We start from the raw sequence: 18,067 nt of genomic DNA, 5'->3' as shown, positions 1-18,067 counted from the left end.
GGTGTTTATGAATATTTGGACCAAATTAGCAATGTTTTCTTTTTTTGAAACGGATCGCTTGTATTTGCGTCCTTTCTTTTTTAGTGATAGTCAGGACTTCCGCGAGATAGCTTCAAATCCAGAAAATCTTCAATTTATTTTCCCAACGCAGGCAAGTCTGGAAGAAAGTCAATATGCACTGGCCAATTACTTTATGAAGTCCCCTTTGGGAGTGTGGGCAATTTGTGACCAGAAAAATCAACAAATGATTGGTTCTATTAAATTTGAGAAGTTAGATGAAATCAAAAAAGAAGCTGAGCTTGGCTATTTTTTGAGAAAAGATGCTTGGTCGCAAGGATTTATGACAGAGGTTGTTAGAAAAATTTGTCAGCTTTCTTTTGAGGAATTTGGCTTAAAACAATTATCTATCATTACCCACCTTGAAAATGAAGCTAGCCAAAGAGTTGCTCTTAAGTCTGGATTTAGTTTGTTCCGTCAGTTTAAGGGAAGTGATCGTTACACAAGAAAAATGCGGGATTATCTTGAATTTCGGTATGTAAAAGGAGAGTTCAATGAGTAAGCATCAGGAAATTCTAAGCTATTTGGAGGAATTACCAGTAGGTAAAAGGGTCAGTGTTCGTAGCATTTCGAATCATCTAGGAGTTAGTGATGGAACAGCCTATCGGGCTATTAAAGAAGCTGAAAACCGTGGAATTGTGGAGACCCGTCCTAGAAGTGGAACAATTCGTGTTAAATCCCAGAAAGTTGCTATAGAGAGATTAACGTTTGCTGAAATTGCAGAAGTGACTTCTTCTGAGGTTCTGGCTGGGCAAGAAGGTTTAGAGAGAGAATTTAGTAAGTTTTCAATTGGTGCCATGACTGAACAAAATATCTTGTCTTACCTTCATGATGGGGGGCTCTTGATTGTCGGAGACCGAACCCGTATTCAGTTGCTAGCCTTGGAAAATGAAAATGCAGTTCTAGTTACAGGTGGATTTCAGGTCCATGATGATGTGCTAAAACTGGCTAATCAAAAAGGGATTCCTGTTCTGAGAAGCAAGCATGATACTTTCACTGTCGCGACCATGATCAATAAAGCCTTGTCAAATGTTCAAATTAAAACAGATATTTTGACAGTTGAGAAACTTTATCGCCCTTGTCACGAATATGGATTTCTAAGAGAGACTGACACTGTTAAAGATTATTTGGACTTGGTACGTAAGAATCGTAGCAGTCGTTTCCCTGTTATTAATCAACATCAGGTTGTTGTTGGAATTGTAACCATGAGAGACGCTGGTGATAAATCACCAAGCACGACAATTGATAAGGTCATGTCTCGTAGTTTATTTTTTGTTGGATTATCAACAAATATTGCCAATGTGAGTCAACGGATGATTGCTGAAGACTTTGAAATGGTACCAGTTGTTCGGAATAATCAAACCTTGCTTGGAGTTGTGACACGACGAGATGTCATGGAGAAGATGAGTCGTTCCCAAGTTTCGGCTCTACCTACTTTTTCTGAGCAGATTGGTCAAAAACTTTCTTACCACCATGATGAAGTAGTGATTACAGTGGAACCCTTTATGCTTGAGAAGAACGGTGTTTTGGCTAATGGTGTATTGGCAGAAATTCTGACCCATATGACCCAAGATTTGGTTGTTAATAGTGGTCGCAATCTCATTATCGAGCAGATGCTAATCTACTTTTTGCAGGCTGTTCAGATAGATGATATACTGCGCATTCAAGCACGCATTATCCATCATACGAGACGGTCAGCTATTATTGATTACGATATTTATCATGGTCATCAGATTGTTTCAAAAGCAAATGTAACCGTTAAAATTAATTAGAAACTAGGAGAAAAAATGATAACATTAAAATCAGCTCGTGAAATCGAAGCTATGGATAAGGCCGGTGATTTTTTAGCAAGTATCCATATTGGCTTGCGTGATTTGATTAAGCCTGGCGTAGATATGTGGGAAGTTGAAGAATATGTCCGCCGTCGTTGTAAAGAAGAAAATTTCCTTCCACTTCAGATTGGGGTTGACGGTGCCATGATGGACTATCCTTATGCTACCTGTTGCTCTCTTAACGATGAAGTGGCTCACGCTTTCCCTCGTCATTATATCTTGAAAGATGGTGATTTGCTCAAAGTTGATATGGTTTTGGGAGGTCCCATTGCTAAATCTGACCTAAATGTCTCAAAATTAAACTTCAACAATGTTGAACAAATGAAAAAATACACTCAGAGCTATTCTGGTGGTTTAGCAGACTCATGTTGGGCTTATGCTGTTGGTACACCGTCCGAAGAAGTCAAAAACTTGATGGATGTAACCAAAGAAGCTATGTACAAGGGTATTGAGCAAGCTGTTGTTGGAAATCGTATCGGTGATATCGGTGCGGCTATTCAAGAATACGCTGAAAGTCGTGGTTACGGTGTAGTGCGTGATTTGGTTGGTCATGGTGTTGGCCCAACTATGCACGAAGAACCAATGGTTCCTAACTATGGTATTGCAGGTCGTGGACTCCGTCTTCGTGAAGGAATGGTCTTAACCATTGAACCAATGATCAATACAGGCGATTGGGAAATTGATACAGATATGAAAACTAGTTGGGCGCATAAGACCATTGACGGTGGATTGTCATGTCAGTATGAACACCAATTTGTCATTACGAAAGATGGACCTGTTATCTTGACTAGCCAAGGTGAAGAAGGAACTTATTAATAAAAAGTGAAAAGACTACTGGAAGTTTATTATGAAAAAATCCAGTAGATCTTTTCATAATAAAACGCATTGTATCAAGTGTTAGGGGCTGATATCATGCGTTTTTCTGCTTTTAAGATTTTTTCCAACTCTGTTTGTAAGCGCATCATAACAAAGGGTCTAGGATTCAGGGCTCTCCTCCTATATACTATTAGTAAAGTAAAACTAAGGGAGGATATTTTAGTGTCGCAGTCTATTGTTCCTGTAGAGATTCCACAATATTGTCGTTTTGATTCTAAAAAGAGAAATGGAATTCTGTTTAATGTTCGTATTGCCAATCTTAAATTTACCTTTTTTAGATTAGACTTCCTGCGAAACAAAACATGGTATAGTAGTTCTATGAATGATGAAGCAAGTAAACAACTAACTGATGCACGATTTAAGCGTCTTGTTGGTGTTCAACGCACGACTTTTGAAGAGATGTTAGCTGTATTAAAAACAGCTTATCAACTTAAACACGCAAAAGGTGGACGAAAACCTAAATTAAGCCTAGAAGACCTTCTTATGGCTACTCTTCAATATGTGCGAGAATATCGAACTTATGAACAAATTGCGGCTGATTTTGGTATCCACGAAAGCAACTTTATCCGTCGGAGCCAATGGGTTGAAGTAACTCTTGTTCAAAGTGGTGTTACGATTTCAAGAACTCCTCTCAGCTCTGAGGACACGGTAATGATTGATGCGACGGAAGTACAAATCAATCGCCCTAAAAAAAGAATTAGCGAATGATTCTGGTAAAAAGAAATGCCACGCTATGAAGGCTCAAGCGATTGTCACAAGTCAAGGGAGAATTGTTTCTTTGGATATCGCTGTGAACTATTTGTTATGATATGAAGTTGTTCAAAATGAGTCGCAGAAATATCGGACAAGCTGGTAAAATCTTGGCTGACAGTGGTTATCAAGGGCTCATGAAGATATATCCTCAAGCACAAACTCCACGTAAATCCAGCAAACTCAAGCCGCTAACAGCTGAAGATAAAGCCTGTAACCATGCGCTATCCAAGGAGAGAAGCAAGGTTGAGAACATCTTTGCCAAAGTAAAAACGTTTAAAATGTTTTCAACAACCTATCGAAATCATCGTAAACGCTTCGGATTACGAATGAATTTGATTGCTGGCATTATCAATCATGAACTAGGATTCTAGTTTTGCAGGAAGTCTAATAAAGAAACTAGCAAGGTCAGGCCTTACTTTATTGGTGGACATCCAGGATTTAATTGTCCTCTACTTGATGATGAAGTCTATGAAGATTATTATCTAGAGTTTGAGAAAGAAGAGATTTGCTCTGTTCCACGTCTTTTCCCAGAAACAGGTATGTTGGATTTCCAAGATAGAAGTCCATGGCTAGAGGGACAAAAAGAAATAGATCTTAGTTATGATCTTTTCAGCACAGATGCAGTGACTTTGGATGAATTGCAATCTCGAACAATTGCCCTTCGTTCTCTTAAACATGATAAGGGATTGAAAGTGCATTTTGCAGAATTTCCAAACCTCATCATCTGGTCAACTTTGAACAAGGGACCTTTCATTACCTTTGAACCATGGTCTGGCTTGTCAACATTCCTTGAAGAAGGAGATCATTTAGAAGATAAGAAGAATGTTTGTCTCTTAGAAGCCAATCAGGTTGAAGAATTAGGGTTTGAGATAGAAGTTTTATAAAAAAGCAAAAAATAAATAACAAAAACAAACACAAACTATTGACTTCTTCAAACAATAGTAGTATATTATGTTTGTGAGGACTAATTGACTGTTTTTTTAAAGACAGCCAATACACTGCTGGAATCCAGCATAGAAAAAATAAAAAGGAGTATACAATATGTCTATTGTTATCGGTGCAGATGCTGCAGGTTTGAGATTGAAAGAAGTTGTGAAAGACTTCTTAGAAAAAGAAAACTTCCACCTTGTGGATGTTACAGCTGAAGGTCAAGACTTTGTTGATGTGACTCTCGCTGTTGCTGCAGAAGTAAACAAAGAAGAACAAAACCTTGGTATCGTGATTGATGCTTATGGAGCTGGTCCATTTATGGTTGCAACTAAGATCAAAGGAATGGTTGCTGCAGAAGTATCTGACGAACGTTCAGCTTATATGACTCGTGGCCACAACAACTCACGTATGATCACTATGGGGGCACAACTTGTTGGTGATGAATTGGCTAAAAACATCGCTAAAGGATTTGTTAATGGTAAATACGACGGTGGTCGTCACCAAATCCGGGTTGACATGTTGAACAAAATGGGCTAATTAGATTATAGTAAGAAAGGTAAGTTAAAAATGAGAATTGCAATTGGATGTGACCACATCGTAACAGATGAAAAAATGGCGGTTTCAGAATTTTTGAAATCAAAAGGATATGAAGTCATTGACTTTGGTACCTATGACCATACACGTACTCACTACCCAATCTTTGGTAAAAAAGTAGGGGAAGCAGTAACTAGTGGTCAAGCTGATCTCGGGGTATGTATCTGTGGTACTGGTGTTGGTATCAACAACGCTGTAAATAAAGTTCCAGGTGTTCGTTCTGCCTTGGTTCGTGATATGACAACAGCCCTTTATGCTAAAGAACAATTGAACGCCAACGTTATCGGTTTTGGTGGTAAGATTACTGGTGAATTGCTCATGTGCGATATCATCGAAGCTTTCATCCATGCTGAATACAAACCATCTGAAGAAAACAAAAAATTGATTGCGAAAATTGAACATGTTGAAACACACAATGCTCAACAAACAGATGCAAACTTCTTCACTGAATTCCTTGAAAAATGGGATCGCGGAGAATACCACGACTAAGAGGTGACCTATGATTTTAACAGTCACAATGAACCCATCCATTGATATTTCCTATCCCTTGGATGAGTTGAAGATTGATACTGTCAATCGTGTGGTAGATGTAACCAAAACGGCTGGTGGTAAGGGGCTCAATGTTACACGCGTACTTTCAGAATTTGGCGATTCTGTTCTTGCTACTGGTTTAGTAGGTGGCAAACTTGGTGAGTTTTTGGTTGAACATATCGATAATCAAGTAAAGAAAGATTTCTTCTCAATTCAGGGAGAAACTCGGAACTGTATCGCTATTCTTCATGGAGATAACCAAACAGAAGTTCTTGAAAAAGGTCCCGAGGTATTGGAACAGGAAGGTCAAGACTTTTTGGAACATTTCAAAAAACTCTTGGAGTCAGTTGAAGTAGTAGCTATCTCAGGTAGTCTGCCAGCTGGCCTTCCAGTTGATTACTACGCCAGCTTGGTAGAACTTGCTAATCAAGCTAGCAAGCCTGTTGTCTTGGACTGCTCTGGTGCAGCACTTCAGGCGGTTCTTGAATCACCACATAAACCAACAGTCATCAAACCAAATAATGAGGAATTATCTCAGCTTCTTGGAAGAGAAGTTTCTGAAGATTTGGATGAATTAAAAGAAGTCCTTCAAGAACCTTTGTTTGCAGGGATTGAATGGATTATCGTTTCGCTTGGTGCCAACGGTGCCTTTGCCAAACATGGTGACACTTTCTACAAGGTAGATATTCCTAGAATTCAGGTGGTAAATCCTGTTGGATCTGGAGATTCTACTGTGGCAGGGATTTCTTCAGGACTTCTTCACAAAGAATCGGATGCAGCATTACTCATCAAGGCAAATGTCCTTGGTATGCTCAATGCTCAAGAAAAAATGACTGGTCATGTCAACATGGCCAACTATCAAGCTCTATATGATCAATTAATAGTAAAAGAGGTATAAAATGGCTTTAACAGAACAAAAACGTGCACGCTTAGAAAAACTTTCTGATGAAAATGGTATCATCTCAGCTCTTGCATTTGACCAACGTGGTGCTTTGAAACGCCTCATGGCTCAACACCAAACAGAAGAACCAACTGTGGCTCAAATGGAAGAACTGAAAGTCTTGGTAGCAGATGAATTGACTAAATACGCTTCATCAATGCTTCTTGACCCTGAGTATGGACTTCCAGCAACTAAAGCTCTTGATGAAAAAGCTGGTCTTCTCCTTGCTTATGAAAAAACAGGTTATGACACAACAAGTACAAAACGCTTGCCAGACTGCTTGGATGTTTGGTCTGCAAAACGTATTAAAGAAGAGGGTGCAGATGCAGTTAAATTCTTGCTTTACTATGATGTAGATAGTTCAGACGAACTCAACCAAGAAAAACAAGCTTATATCGAGCGTATCGGTTCTGAGTGTGTGGCTGAAGATATCCCATTCTTCCTTGAAATCCTTGCTTACGATGAAAAAATTGCTGACGCTGGTTCTGTAGAATACGCTAAAGTAAAACCACACAAAGTTATCGGTGCTATGAAAGTCTTCTCAGACCCACGCTTTAACATTGATGTCTTGAAAGTTGAAGTTCCTGTTAACATTAAATATGTTGAAGGTTTTGCTGAAGGTGAAGTAGTTTATACACGTGAAGAAGCAGCAGCCTTCTTCAAAGCTCAAGATGAAGCAACTAACTTGCCATACATCTACTTGAGTGCTGGTGTATCAGCTAAACTCTTCCAAGATACTCTTGTATTTGCTCACGAATCAGGTGCAAACTTTAACGGAGTTCTTTGTGGCCGTGCTACATGGGCTGGATCGGTTGAAGCTTACATCAAAGATGGTGAAGAAGCAGCACGCGAATGGCTTCGCACAACTGGATTTGAAAACATTGACGAACTCAATAAAGTTCTTCAAACAACAGCGACTTCATGGAAAGAACGAGTGTAAGAAAGCCCTTCCGGTTTAGGAACATGAATCTAAAAAAAAATTTAAAAAAGCTACATGTAAGGGTTTACAAAATAACTTACTTGTGCTATACTTAGATCACAAGTTAATATGAATTAGAAAATAACTATATGAAGTATAATAAAAATAGGATATAGTTTATTTTACGAGCTAGGAAGGAAAAATACGGAAACAATATTGCCAGAATAAACTATATTTAGATGCACATTTCATTCATTGTTCTATAAAAGGAGAAGATAAATGGCTACTAAAAAGAGTTTTAAAGCGTTAGTTGTAGGACTAGGTATTGTTTCAATATTCTCATCAGCCTTACCTATGCTTAGTGGTTCTGTATTTGCAGATAGTGCCCTAACTACAGTAGATAAAGCAAATGATATTGTTTTGAATGTTGATGGGAATAAATTTTATAATGTTTCGGTTTCAGAAGATATTGTAAATGCTGGTCAAATTTTGGAAGATTATTTTTATGTAGATAAATTTGGAAATATAAATTTAAAAGGCACTCCTGAAGAGTTAGCAAAAAATATTGGTATTTCTGTACAAGAAGCAAGTTTGATGTATGAAGCTGTAAAAGAGTTGCCCAACGTTTACGAAAGAGGTCCTGTAGGTTTTCGTTTCAATCTTGGTCCTCAAGTGAGGGGGATGGGTGGCTGGGCTGCTGGAGCTTTCGCTACTGGATATGCTGGATGGCATTTGAAACAATTTGCGGTTAATCCTGTTACATCTGGATTTGTTGCTGTAATAAGTGGTGCGATTGGCTGGGCTGTAAAAACTGCTGTAGAAAATTATTGGACAGTTGCTGTAGCTACAGTAGAAGTGCCGTTTGTGAACCTTGTTTACACCATAGATTTACCTTAGAGGTTATTTCTTTATGAATCATTCTTTTAAAAAAATAACTGTATTTTGTTTTATAGTTTCTTGTGTTCTTTGTTTATTAGACTTAATGAATTTTAAAAATGTAGCTACTTTTTTATTTTTCTGTCTTCCTGTTTTTGTTTTGATTTACAAAAATAAATAAAAACAGAGCCTCTGTTTGATGAATTTTAGAACATAGTTAAGTTTTAAAAAAAGTTGTATGTAAAGGTTTACAAAACAACCGACTTGTGCTATACTTAAATCACAAGTTAATACAAGGTGAGTGTTACTAAGTAATATTAGGCATGATCACAGGTGAATTAGAAATCAGCTGATTTTCTAGTTCATTTGTGGTCATTTTTTGTACTCATATACCTTTAAGATATAAAAGGAGGTTGACATGTATCGAATTCTAAATCCAATGAATCACAATGTCTCGCTTGTCAGAAATGATAAGGGAGAAGAGGTGATTATAATTGGTAAGGGGATTGCATTCGGAAAAAGGAAGGGGGATTTGATTGCTGAAAATCAGGTTGAGAAAATCTTTCGGATGAAGACCGAAGAGTCCAGAGAAAACTTTATGGCTCTTCTCAAAGATGTTCCGCTTGATTTTATCACAGTGACCTATGAAATCATTGATAAGCTATCAAAGAAATATCATTATCCGATTCAAGAGTATCTCTATGTAACCTTGACAGATCATATTTACTGTTCTTATCAAGCTCTAACTCAAGGAAGGTACAAGGATAGTAATCTGCCAGATATTTCCGCTAAGTATCCTGTCGCTTTTCAAATCGCAAATGAAGCTTTTGAAATTTACCGTCAGAAGCTAGCAGATCATTTTCCTGAGGACGAAATTATTCGGATTGCTTATCATTTCATTAATGCTGAAGGTGAAAATGAAGTGGAACTTGTGGAGTCGATTGATAAGAGGAAAGAAATTCTCAGGAATGTTGAAGAAGTTTTAACGGACTATGCAATTCAACGAACTAAAAAGAATAACCATTTCTATGATCGCTTTATGATCCATTTGAATTATTTCTTGGATTATTTAGACAGATCTAGAGATGATAACCAATCACTTCTGGATATGGAAGATCATATTAAACAATCCTATCCAAAAGCCTTCGAGATTGGTTCCAAGATCTATGATGTGATTACGCAACATACGGGTCTTGATTTGTATAAAAGTGAACGAGTTTATCTAGTTCTACATATCCAACGTTTATTGTCATAAAAATTTATTTAAAACTATATAAGGAGAATTCTATCATGAATAGAGAAGAAGTAACATTGTTAGGTTTTGAAATCGTAGCCTATGCTGGCGATGCTCGTTCAAAACTATTGGAAGCCTTGAAGGCTGCTGAAGCTGGTGATTTTGAAAAAGCGGACGCTCTGGTAGAGGAAGCTGGTAGCTGTATTGCAGAGGCTCACCACGCGCAAACAAGTCTATTGACTAAGGAAGCTTCTGGTGAGGACTTAGCGTATAGTGTGACCATGATGCATGGTCAAGATCACTTGATGACAACTATCTTGTTAAAAGACCTAATGCACCATTTAATTGAACTTTACAAGAGAGGAGTTAAATAAAATGGATAAGTTAATAATTTTTATTGAGAAAGGAAAGCCTTTCTTTGAGAAATTATCGAGAAATATATACTTAAGAGCGATAAAAGATGGTTTTATTTCCAGTATGCCAGCAGTATTATTCTCAAGTATTTTTATACTAATAGCTGCTGTGCCCAATATTTTTGGGTTTAAATGGTCTGATGAACAGTTAGCTTTTATTTTGAAACCTTACAACTACTCAATGGGAATTTTAGCTCTCTTAGTAGCTGGGACAACTGCAAAATCGTTAACAGATTCAGTTAATACACGTAGTATGGAGAAAACCAACCAAATCAACTACATGTCAACTTTTTTAGCAGCTGTTGTTGGATTGTTAATACTGGCAGCTGATCCAATTGAAGGTGGATTTGCTAATGGTCTTTTAGGTACTAGAGGATTACTTACTGCATTTTTGGCAGCTTTTATTACAGTAAATATCTATAAAGTATGTATTAAAAATAATGTAACCATTAGACTTCCTGAAGAGGTTCCACCAAATATTGCACAAGTTTTTAAAGATGTTATTCCGTTTGCCTTATCTGTTCTTTCAATATATGGATTGGATTTAATTGTTAGAAATATTTTTGGTACAAATGTAGCAGAATCTGTTGGTAAAATATTAGCCCCTCTATTTTCAGCTACTGATGGTTATATCGGTTTAGCTATTGTATTTGGTGCTTATGCTTTCTTTTGGTTTGTTGGAATTCATGGGCCATCTGTTGTAGAACCTTTAATTGTAGCTATCAGTTATGCAAATATAGAAGCTAATGTTCAGCTTGTGCAAGCTGGTATGCACGCAGATAAAATTTTAAATCCAGTTACTCAAACTTTTGTTGTAACAATGGGTGGTACTGGTGCAACACTAGTAGTTCCATTTATGTTTATGTGGTTATGTAAATCAAAAAGAAATAGAATTGTCGGACGTGCGTCTGTAGTTCCTACTTTCTTTGGCGTAAATGAACCAATCCTATTTGGTGCTCCAATTGTTTTAAATCCTATCTTCTTTATTCCGTTTGTTACTGCTCCTATTATCAATGTTTGGATTATGAAATTTTTTGTAGATGTTCTACAAATGAATAGTTTCAGTATTATTTTACCTTGGACAACACCTGCTCCAATTGGTATTGTTATGGGAACGGCGCTGGCTCCATTGTCATTCGTCTTGGCTATAACTTTAATCATTATCGACACTTTAATCTATTATCCATTTGTTAAAGTTTATGACCATCAAATTTTAGAAGAAGAACGGAAAGGAAACTCTTCATCTGAATTGAAAGAAAAAGTTGCTGCAAACTTCAACACTGCAAAAGCGGATGCTATTCTTGAAAAAGCGGGTGTCGATGCAGCACAAAATACCATCACTGAAGAAACAAATGTCCTCGTTCTCTGTGCTGGTGGAGGTACAAGTGGACTCCTTGCAAATGCTTTGAATAAGGCAGCAGCAGAATACAATGTCCCTGTGAAAGCAGCAGCAGGCGGCTATGGTGCTCACCGTGAAATGTTGCCAGAGTTTGATTTGGTTATCCTTGCTCCTCAAGTTGCTTCAAACTTTGAAGATATGAAGGCAGAAACAGATAAGCTCGGTATTAAACTTGCTAAGACAGAAGGCGCTCAATACATCAAATTAACTCGTGATGGAAAAGGTGCCCTAGCATTCGTACAAGAGCAATTCGATTAAGGCTAGGAACTGTGAAACAGTCTCCCATCGTTACGGAAATCGCTATGGCGAATTTCCTAATCGCCTTATTAATTCGTCGGTAAAAAGATATCGTTTTTACCTCCTCATGTCACAATTCAGTGACTTGGTACAAGAAGTGAGATGGAGAAGCATGGCTCACTGACTCCTCTCCTCTCACTTTTACTTTATTTAAATCAAGAAATAGGTGAAAAAAATGACAAAAACACTTCCAAAAGACTTTATTTTCGGTGGCGCAACAGCTGCTTATCAAGCAGAAGGTGCTACACATACTGATGGAAAAGGACCAGTTGCTTGGGATAAATATCTTGAGGATAACTACTGGTACACTGCCGAACCAGCTAGTGATTTTTACAATCGATATCCAGTTGACCTCAAGCTAGCAGAAGAGTATGGTGTCAATGGTATTCGAATTTCTATTGCTTGGTCACGTATTTTCCCGACTGGTTACGGCCAAGTAAATGCTAAAGGTGTTGAGTTTTATCATAATTTATTTGCAGAGTGTCACAAACGTCATGTTGAGCCTTTTGTAACTCTTCATCACTTTGACACGCCAGAAGCTCTCCACTCAAATGGAGACTTCTTAAACCGTGAAAATATCGAACATTTTGTAGACTACGCTGCCTTCTGTTTTGAAGAATTTTCAGAAGTAAACTATTGGACAACCTTTAATGAAATTGGACCAATCGGTGATGGTCAATATTTGGTTGGGAAATTCCCTCCAGGTATCCAGTACGACCTTGCCAAAGTCTTTCAATCACACCACAATATGATGGTGTCTCATGCACGCGCGGTAAAATTGTACAAAGAGAAAGGCTATAAAGGGGAAATTGGTGTTGTTCACGCCCTGCCTACTAAATATCCTCTAGATCCTGAAAATCCAGCAGATGTTCGTGCAGCTGAGTTGGAAGATATCATCCACAATAAATTCATCTTAGACGCAACTTATCTAGGTCGCTATTCATCTGAAACCATGGAAGGTGTCAACCATATCTTATCAGTCAATGGTGGTAGCTTGGATCTTCGTGAAGAAGATTTCACAGCATTAGAAGCTGCAAAAGACTTGAACGACTTCCTAGGAATCAACTACTATATGAGTGACTGGATGGAAGCCTTTGATGGAGAAACTGAAATTATCCATAATGGTAAAGGTGAAAAAGGAAGCTCTAAGTATCAAATCAAAGGTGTTGGTCGTCGTGTAGCTCCTGACTATGTACCACGCATGGATTGGGATTGGATTATCTACCCTCAAGGTTTGTATGACCAAATCATACGTGTGAAGAAAGATTATCCTAACTACAAGAAGATTTACATCACTGAAAATGGTCTCGGCTATAAAGATGAGTTCGTTGATAACACTGTTTACGATGATGGTCGTATTGATTACGTGAAACAACACTTGGAGATCTTGTCTGATGCGATTGCAGATGGAGCTAATGTAAAAGGTTACTTCATTTGGTCATTAATGGATGTCTTCTCATGGTCAAACGGTTATGAAAAACGTTACGGTCTCTTCTACGTAGATTTTGAAACTCAAGAACGTTATCCTAAGAAATCAGCTCACTGGTATAAGAAAGTAGCGGAAACTCAGATTATAGACTAGTAGAATTAGTCATTAGATATAGAATTTTAGTGAGTCAAAAAGATGTTCAAAGATTTTATCCAATCTATTTATGAAAAAAAGTTTATATTATAAATTTCGAAAAATGCTCTCAAATACCGTGTTTGACGAGTGAAGAATTGAAAAGTCTTGGAAAATGGTATGTCTCGACTGGTAAAGAATGGATTTGTCATTCAGATGATGAGCTGGAAGAATTTAAAAATCTATTTTTAAATTTTATCAATCCTGAAGAATGGGATACTATCTCCTTTGATTCAGATTTTATGCCGTTTCAACAATCGTAACCAATTTCTCAAAAAAGTTAAATCTTATATTTAGTACTCTGTAAAACTCTTATCTAATCACGTTGCTTATACTCAATGAAAATCAAAGAGCAACTTTAAACTAGGAAGCGAGTCGCAGATTTCTCAATGCATAGCTTTGAGGAATTGGGCAAAAAGTCTTTGATATAGAAAAACGCATAGTATCAGGTGTTTCAACACCTGATATTATGCGTTTTATTGTGGGAAGATTTACTTTTTTTCTTCTGAAATTGAGTTGTTACCCAGGCTCTTTCAGTTTATTAAGGCTTGATGACTTTAATGTGTTTAGATAGCTTAAAAAGGATTGAATCACTTAGTTTAGAATCTGAAACAATAGTATCAAGATTTGATACATTATAAAAAGTATAAAAATCAAACTTATTGAACTTGCTATGATCTGCGAGTAAATATTTTTTATTAGAATTATTTAAAGCGATGCGTTGAGCCTCTCCCTCTTCCTCGCTAAAAGTAGCTAGAGCTCCGTTTTGAATACCATTACAGCTAACGAAAGCTTTAGAAAATTGGAGATTAGAGAGATTTTGTAGGGTCAATGTACCAACAAAAGCACCTGTAATATCGCGATAATTTCCACCTATTAAAATCAAATCTGTTAATTTTCGTTCGCTTAAAATCAGAAAAACAGGTAGACTGTTGGTTACGACGCGGATATTGTCAATAGGCAACTCACGCGCAAAAAACTCTAATGTTGTTCCTGGTCCAATGAAAATAGTTTCTCTTTCTTCTACTAGACTGCCTGCAAAATGGGCTATTTCTTGTTTTTCTGCCGTTTGGAGGGCTTGTTTTTCAATATTTGATCGCTCATTAGTCAAAAGGGAGTTGGTTCGAAGTTTTTCAGCTCCACCATGCACACGAATCAGCAAATCTTTATCAGCTAATTCCTGTAAATAGCGCCTTGCAGTCATATCTGAAACGGCTATTTCGTCCATAATCTGTTTAACTGTTATGGTTCCTTTACTATTTACTATCTCTAAAATTTTGGTTAATTTTTCTTGTTTGAGCATATTATCACCTCGTTTCCTACTACTATCTTACCATAAACAAACTCATCATTCAAATACAAAAACAACAAAATGAAACAAAAACAAAAATATCGAAGTTTGTTTTCAAAACTTTCGATATTTTTGTTGGGTTATAACTTTGATGTTTCTAGTTTACTTTTTGATGATTGAGAGTGATGGAGAATTAGTCTAAACCGTAGTTATAGTCATCGTCTTGCATGGCTTCAACTTCGCCAAGAAGGTAACCATTTCCGACTTGAGAGAAGAAGTCATGGTTGGAAGTTCCTGTTGAAATACCGTTCATAACGATTGGGTTGACATCTTCAGCTGAATCTGGGAAAAGTGGATCTTGTCCCATGTTCATGAGAGCTTTATTGGCATTGTAGCGAAGGAAGGTTTTAACCTCTTCAGTCCAACCAACACCGTCATAAAGACTCTCTGTGTAGCCTTCTTCATTTTCATAAAGAGTATAGAGTAGGTCGTACATCCATTCTTTGAGTTTTTCTTGCTCTTCTTCAGGCAATTCATTGAAACCAAGTTGGAATTTGTAACCAATGTAGGTTCCGTGAACAGACTCGTCACGAATAATCAATTTAATGATTTCTGCAACGTTGGCTAGTTTGTTGTTACCGAGATAGTAGAGGGGAGTGAAGAAACCAGAGTAGAAGAGGAAGGTTTCGAGGAAGACGCTGGCAACTTTCTTTTCAAGTGGGCTGCCGTTTAGGTAGATTTCGTTGACAATCTCAGCCTTCTTTTGTAGGTAAGGATTGGTATTGGTCCATTCGAAAATTTCTTCAATCTCAGCCTTAGTATTCAAGGTAGAAAAGATTGATGAGTAAGATTTAGCGTGGACAGATTCCATAAATTGGATGTTATTGAAAACAGCTTCCTCATGTGGTGTACGGATGTCTGCGCGAAGGGCTTGAACCCCAGTTTCAGATTGCATAGTGTCAAGAAGGGTTAAACCACCAAAAACTTTTCCGACCAAGTCTTTCTCTTTGTTAGATAGCTTTCTCCAGTCATCCAAGTCGTTTGATAAGGGAATACGTGTATCGAGCCAAAATTGCTCCGTCAGTTTTTCCCAAGTTGATTTGTCGATGACATCTTCGATGGCATTCCAGTTAATGGCTTTGTAGTAAGTTTCCATTTAAAATCTCTTTCTGTGTTTAGTATTGCGAACTCACAATTATTTCTACTTTACCATAATTCTATAGGAGTATCGCACAAAAAGTCGGAAGCCCGACTTTTAAAATGTTACATAAATTATGTTATGACATAGTAGATTTGATTTTATCAGTGCTGCTTAGGGAAAAATAATGTTTCTATGCTAGAAACTAAATCACACAGCTTTCACATTGGTTGGCGCCGACTTCTCCACCGTCATCTGTAAAGGTACGGACGTAGTAGATAGACTTGATTCCCTTGTTAAAGGCATAGTTACGAAGGATGGACAAATCACGTGTCGTTTGTTTATTTTCCCTCTTCCATTCGTAAAGGCCTTTTGGAATGTCACTGCGCATGAAGAGGGTGAGTGAAAGTCCTTGATCCACGTGTTCAGTCGCAGCAGCGTAAACATCGATGACTTTACGCATATCCATATCGTAGGCAGAAGTGTAGTAAGGAATGGTTTCTGTAGACAAGCCAGCAGCAGGGTAGTAGATTTTACCAATTTTCTTCTCTTGGCGTTCTTCGATACGTTGCGTAATCGGGTGGATAGAAGCAGAAACGTCGTTGATATAGCTGATAGAACCATTTGGCGCTACAGCAAGGCGATTTTGGTGGTAAAGACCATCTTCTTGAACCTTGTCGCGAAGTTCAGCCCAATCAGCAACACCAGGGATAAAAACATTTTTGAAGAGTTCTTTAACACGGTCTGATGTTGGAACAAATTCACCAGTTACATACTTGTCAAAGTAACTTCCGTTAGCATAGTCTGATTTTTCAAAGTTGTGGAAGGTAATACCACGTTCACGCGCAATATTGTTTGACTCTACCAAGGTCCAGTAGTTCATAAGCATAAAGTAGATGCTTGTAAATTCAACAGACTCAGGTGAACCATATTCAATGAGTTGTTGGGCAAGGTAGCTGTGCAGTCCCATGGCACCGAGACCAAAGGTGTGGGCTTGGCTATTTCCATGGTCAATCGTTGGTACAGCTACGATATGTGAACTATCTGTAACGAAAGTAAGGGCACGAACCATAGCACGGATAGAACGACCAAAATCAGGTGAAGTCATCATGTTAACCACGTTGGTTGAACCCAGATTACATGAAACATCTGTTCCCATTTGAAGGAATTCTTGAGCATCGTTGATCAAGCTTGGTTCTTGAACTTGAAGAATCTCAGAACACAAGTTACTCATGATAATCTTTCCATCAACAGGATTTGCACGGTTAGCCGTATCGATGTTGACTACATAAGGATAGCCAGACTCTTGTTGCAATTTAGAGATTTCAGTTTCCAAATCCCGCGCCTTGATTTTTGTCTTGCGAATATTTGGATTTGCGACCAATTCATCGTATTTTTCAGTAATGTCGATGTAATTGAATGGCACACCGTATTCTTTTTCTACAGAGTAAGGGCTGAAGAGGTACATTTCTTCATTTTTACGAGCCAATTCGTAGAATTTATCAGGTACTACAACACCAAGTGATAGAGTCTTGACACGTACTTTTTCATCAGCGTTTTCTTTCTTAGTTGAAAGGAAAGCGATGATATCTGGGTGAAAGACGTTGAGGTAGACAACACCAGCACCTTGACGTTGCCCCAATTGGTTGGAGTAAGAGAAGCTGTCTTCAAAAAGCTTCATAACAGGAACGACACCTGAAGCAGCTCCTTCATAGCCTTTGATAGGTGCACCAGCTTCACGAAGGTTGCTGAGGGTAATTCCCACACCACCACCAATACGTGAAAGTTGAAGAGCTGAGTTGATAGAACGTCCGATAGAGTTCATATCATCCGTCACTTGGATTAGGAAACAAGATACCAACTCCCCACGACGAGCACGTCCAGCATTCAAGAAGGAAGGAGTAGCAGGTTGGTAGCGTTGGTGGATGATTTCATTGGCAATATCGATTGCAACAGCTTCATTCCCATCAGCGAAATAAAGGGCGTTGAAGAAGACACGGTCTTCCATATTTTCAAGATAGTATTCACCGTCATTAGTCTTTAAGGCATATTGATTGTAAAATTTATAAGCTGCCATGAATGACTTGAATTGGAAGTTTTGGTCTTTGATAAATTGAGCCAATTCTTCCAAGAACTCTGGACGGTATTTCTTGATAAAGGCTGTTTCGATGTAGTTGTGTTCAATGAGGTAATTGATTTTGTCTTTGATTGAATCAAAAACCATAGTGTTTGGAACTACATTTTCTTTAAAGAAAGCATCCAAGGCTTCCTTATCTTTATGAAGCATGATTTGTCCATTAACAGGACGGTTAATTTCGTTATTAAGACGGAAGTAAGTCACGTCTTCAAGATGTTTTAATCCCATA

16 protein-coding genes and 2 pseudogenes are annotated in these 18,067 nt (G+C 37.8%); 15 read left to right on the top strand and 3 right to left on the bottom strand.

The window, feature by feature from the left end; translation table 11 throughout:
* The first annotated feature begins 7 nt into the window (after positions 1-7).
* The 15 genes and pseudogenes from AT689_RS08410 (at position 8) to AT689_RS11935 (ending at position 13,535) form a co-directional block, all read left to right on the top strand.
* The gene (locus AT689_RS08410) at positions 8-559 is read left to right on the top strand and encodes a GNAT family N-acetyltransferase (protein WP_001028733.1); all 552 of its coding nucleotides are present in this window, start codon (positions 8-10) and stop codon (positions 557-559) included.
* On the top strand, positions 552-1,829 hold the full coding sequence (gene spxR / locus AT689_RS08405) for a CBS-HotDog domain-containing transcription factor SpxR (RefSeq protein ID WP_000033823.1): 1,278 nt from the start codon (positions 552-554) through the stop codon (positions 1,827-1,829). Before AT689_RS08410 ends, spxR begins: the two co-directional genes overlap by 8 nt.
* 15 nt (positions 1,830-1,844) lie before the next feature.
* On the top strand, positions 1,845-2,705 hold the full coding sequence (locus AT689_RS08400) for a methionyl aminopeptidase (RefSeq protein WP_000631545.1): 861 nt from the start codon (positions 1,845-1,847) through the stop codon (positions 2,703-2,705).
* A gap of 378 nt (positions 2,706-3,083) precedes the next feature.
* A pseudogene (locus tag AT689_RS11940) lies at positions 3,084-3,889 on the top strand (IS5 family transposase).
* A gap of 15 nt (positions 3,890-3,904) precedes the next feature.
* Positions 3,905-4,402, top strand: a pseudogene (locus AT689_RS08385) (aldose epimerase family protein); the annotation flags it as partial.
* Positions 4,403-4,559: 157 nt separating this feature from the next.
* Positions 4,560-4,985, top strand: a complete 426-nt coding sequence (lacA, locus tag AT689_RS08380; RefSeq protein WP_000029272.1) for a galactose-6-phosphate isomerase subunit LacA — start codon at positions 4,560-4,562, stop codon at positions 4,983-4,985.
* Between the two features lie 30 nt (positions 4,986-5,015).
* Complete coding sequence (lacB, locus tag AT689_RS08375) at positions 5,016-5,531, top strand: galactose-6-phosphate isomerase subunit LacB (RefSeq protein WP_001216915.1); 516 nt, start codon at positions 5,016-5,018, stop codon at positions 5,529-5,531.
* 10 nt (positions 5,532-5,541) lie between these two features.
* Positions 5,542-6,471: a tagatose-6-phosphate kinase gene (locus AT689_RS08370; protein ID WP_000604278.1), complete on the top strand. Its 930-nt coding sequence runs from the start codon at positions 5,542-5,544 to the stop codon at positions 6,469-6,471.
* 1 nt (position 6,472) lies between these two features.
* Positions 6,473-7,453 carry a tagatose-bisphosphate aldolase gene (gene lacD, locus AT689_RS08365; protein WP_001229115.1) on the top strand — a complete coding sequence of 327 codons (981 nt, stop codon included), beginning with the start codon at positions 6,473-6,475 and terminating at the stop codon, positions 7,451-7,453.
* A gap of 258 nt (positions 7,454-7,711) precedes the next feature.
* A complete protein-coding gene (locus tag AT689_RS08360) occupies positions 7,712-8,329 on the top strand; it encodes a hypothetical protein (protein ID WP_000201671.1) in 618 nt (205 codons plus the stop codon).
* Positions 8,330-8,726: 397 nt separating this feature from the next.
* On the top strand, positions 8,727-9,563 hold the full coding sequence (locus AT689_RS08355; protein WP_000285699.1) for a PRD domain-containing protein: 837 nt from the start codon (positions 8,727-8,729) through the stop codon (positions 9,561-9,563).
* Positions 9,564-9,598: 35 nt separating this feature from the next.
* Positions 9,599-9,916: a PTS lactose/cellobiose transporter subunit IIA gene (locus AT689_RS08350; protein WP_001078331.1), complete on the top strand. Its 318-nt coding sequence runs from the start codon at positions 9,599-9,601 to the stop codon at positions 9,914-9,916.
* A gap of 1 nt (position 9,917) precedes the next feature.
* The gene (locus AT689_RS08345; RefSeq protein ID WP_000359338.1) at positions 9,918-11,612 is read left to right on the top strand and encodes a lactose-specific PTS transporter subunit EIIC; all 1,695 of its coding nucleotides are present in this window, start codon (positions 9,918-9,920) and stop codon (positions 11,610-11,612) included.
* Between the two features lie 214 nt (positions 11,613-11,826).
* Positions 11,827-13,233: a 6-phospho-beta-galactosidase gene (gene lacG / locus AT689_RS08340; RefSeq protein ID WP_000169278.1), complete on the top strand. Its 1,407-nt coding sequence runs from the start codon at positions 11,827-11,829 to the stop codon at positions 13,231-13,233.
* 122 nt (positions 13,234-13,355) lie between these two features.
* Complete coding sequence (locus tag AT689_RS11935; RefSeq protein WP_001812958.1) at positions 13,356-13,535, top strand: DUF3884 family protein; 180 nt, start codon at positions 13,356-13,358, stop codon at positions 13,533-13,535.
* Positions 13,536-13,813: 278 nt separating this feature from the next.
* Here AT689_RS11935 and AT689_RS08335 read toward each other — a convergent pair whose 3' ends face one another.
* The 3 genes from AT689_RS08335 to nrdE all read right to left on the bottom strand — a co-directional run bounded on the left by AT689_RS08335 (position 13,814) and on the right by nrdE (position 18,066).
* The gene (locus AT689_RS08335) at positions 13,814-14,575 is read right to left on the bottom strand and encodes a DeoR/GlpR family DNA-binding transcription regulator (RefSeq protein WP_000917601.1); all 762 of its coding nucleotides are present in this window, start codon (positions 14,573-14,575) and stop codon (positions 13,814-13,816) included.
* A gap of 181 nt (positions 14,576-14,756) precedes the next feature.
* Positions 14,757-15,719, bottom strand: coding sequence for a class 1b ribonucleoside-diphosphate reductase subunit beta (gene nrdF / locus AT689_RS08330; protein WP_000451369.1), 963 nt, complete (start codon positions 15,717-15,719; stop codon positions 14,757-14,759).
* A 187-nt stretch (positions 15,720-15,906) separates the two neighbouring features.
* Complete coding sequence (gene nrdE, locus AT689_RS08325; RefSeq protein ID WP_000523249.1) at positions 15,907-18,066, bottom strand: class 1b ribonucleoside-diphosphate reductase subunit alpha; 2,160 nt, start codon at positions 18,064-18,066, stop codon at positions 15,907-15,909.
* Position 18,067 lies beyond the last annotated feature (1 nt).

Source organism: Streptococcus pneumoniae (assembly GCF_001457635.1).
GTDB lineage: Bacteria > Bacillota > Bacilli > Lactobacillales > Streptococcaceae > Streptococcus > Streptococcus pneumoniae.
Note: the sequence above shows the minus strand (reverse complement) of the source record. Positions and strands in the feature narration are given on the sequence as shown.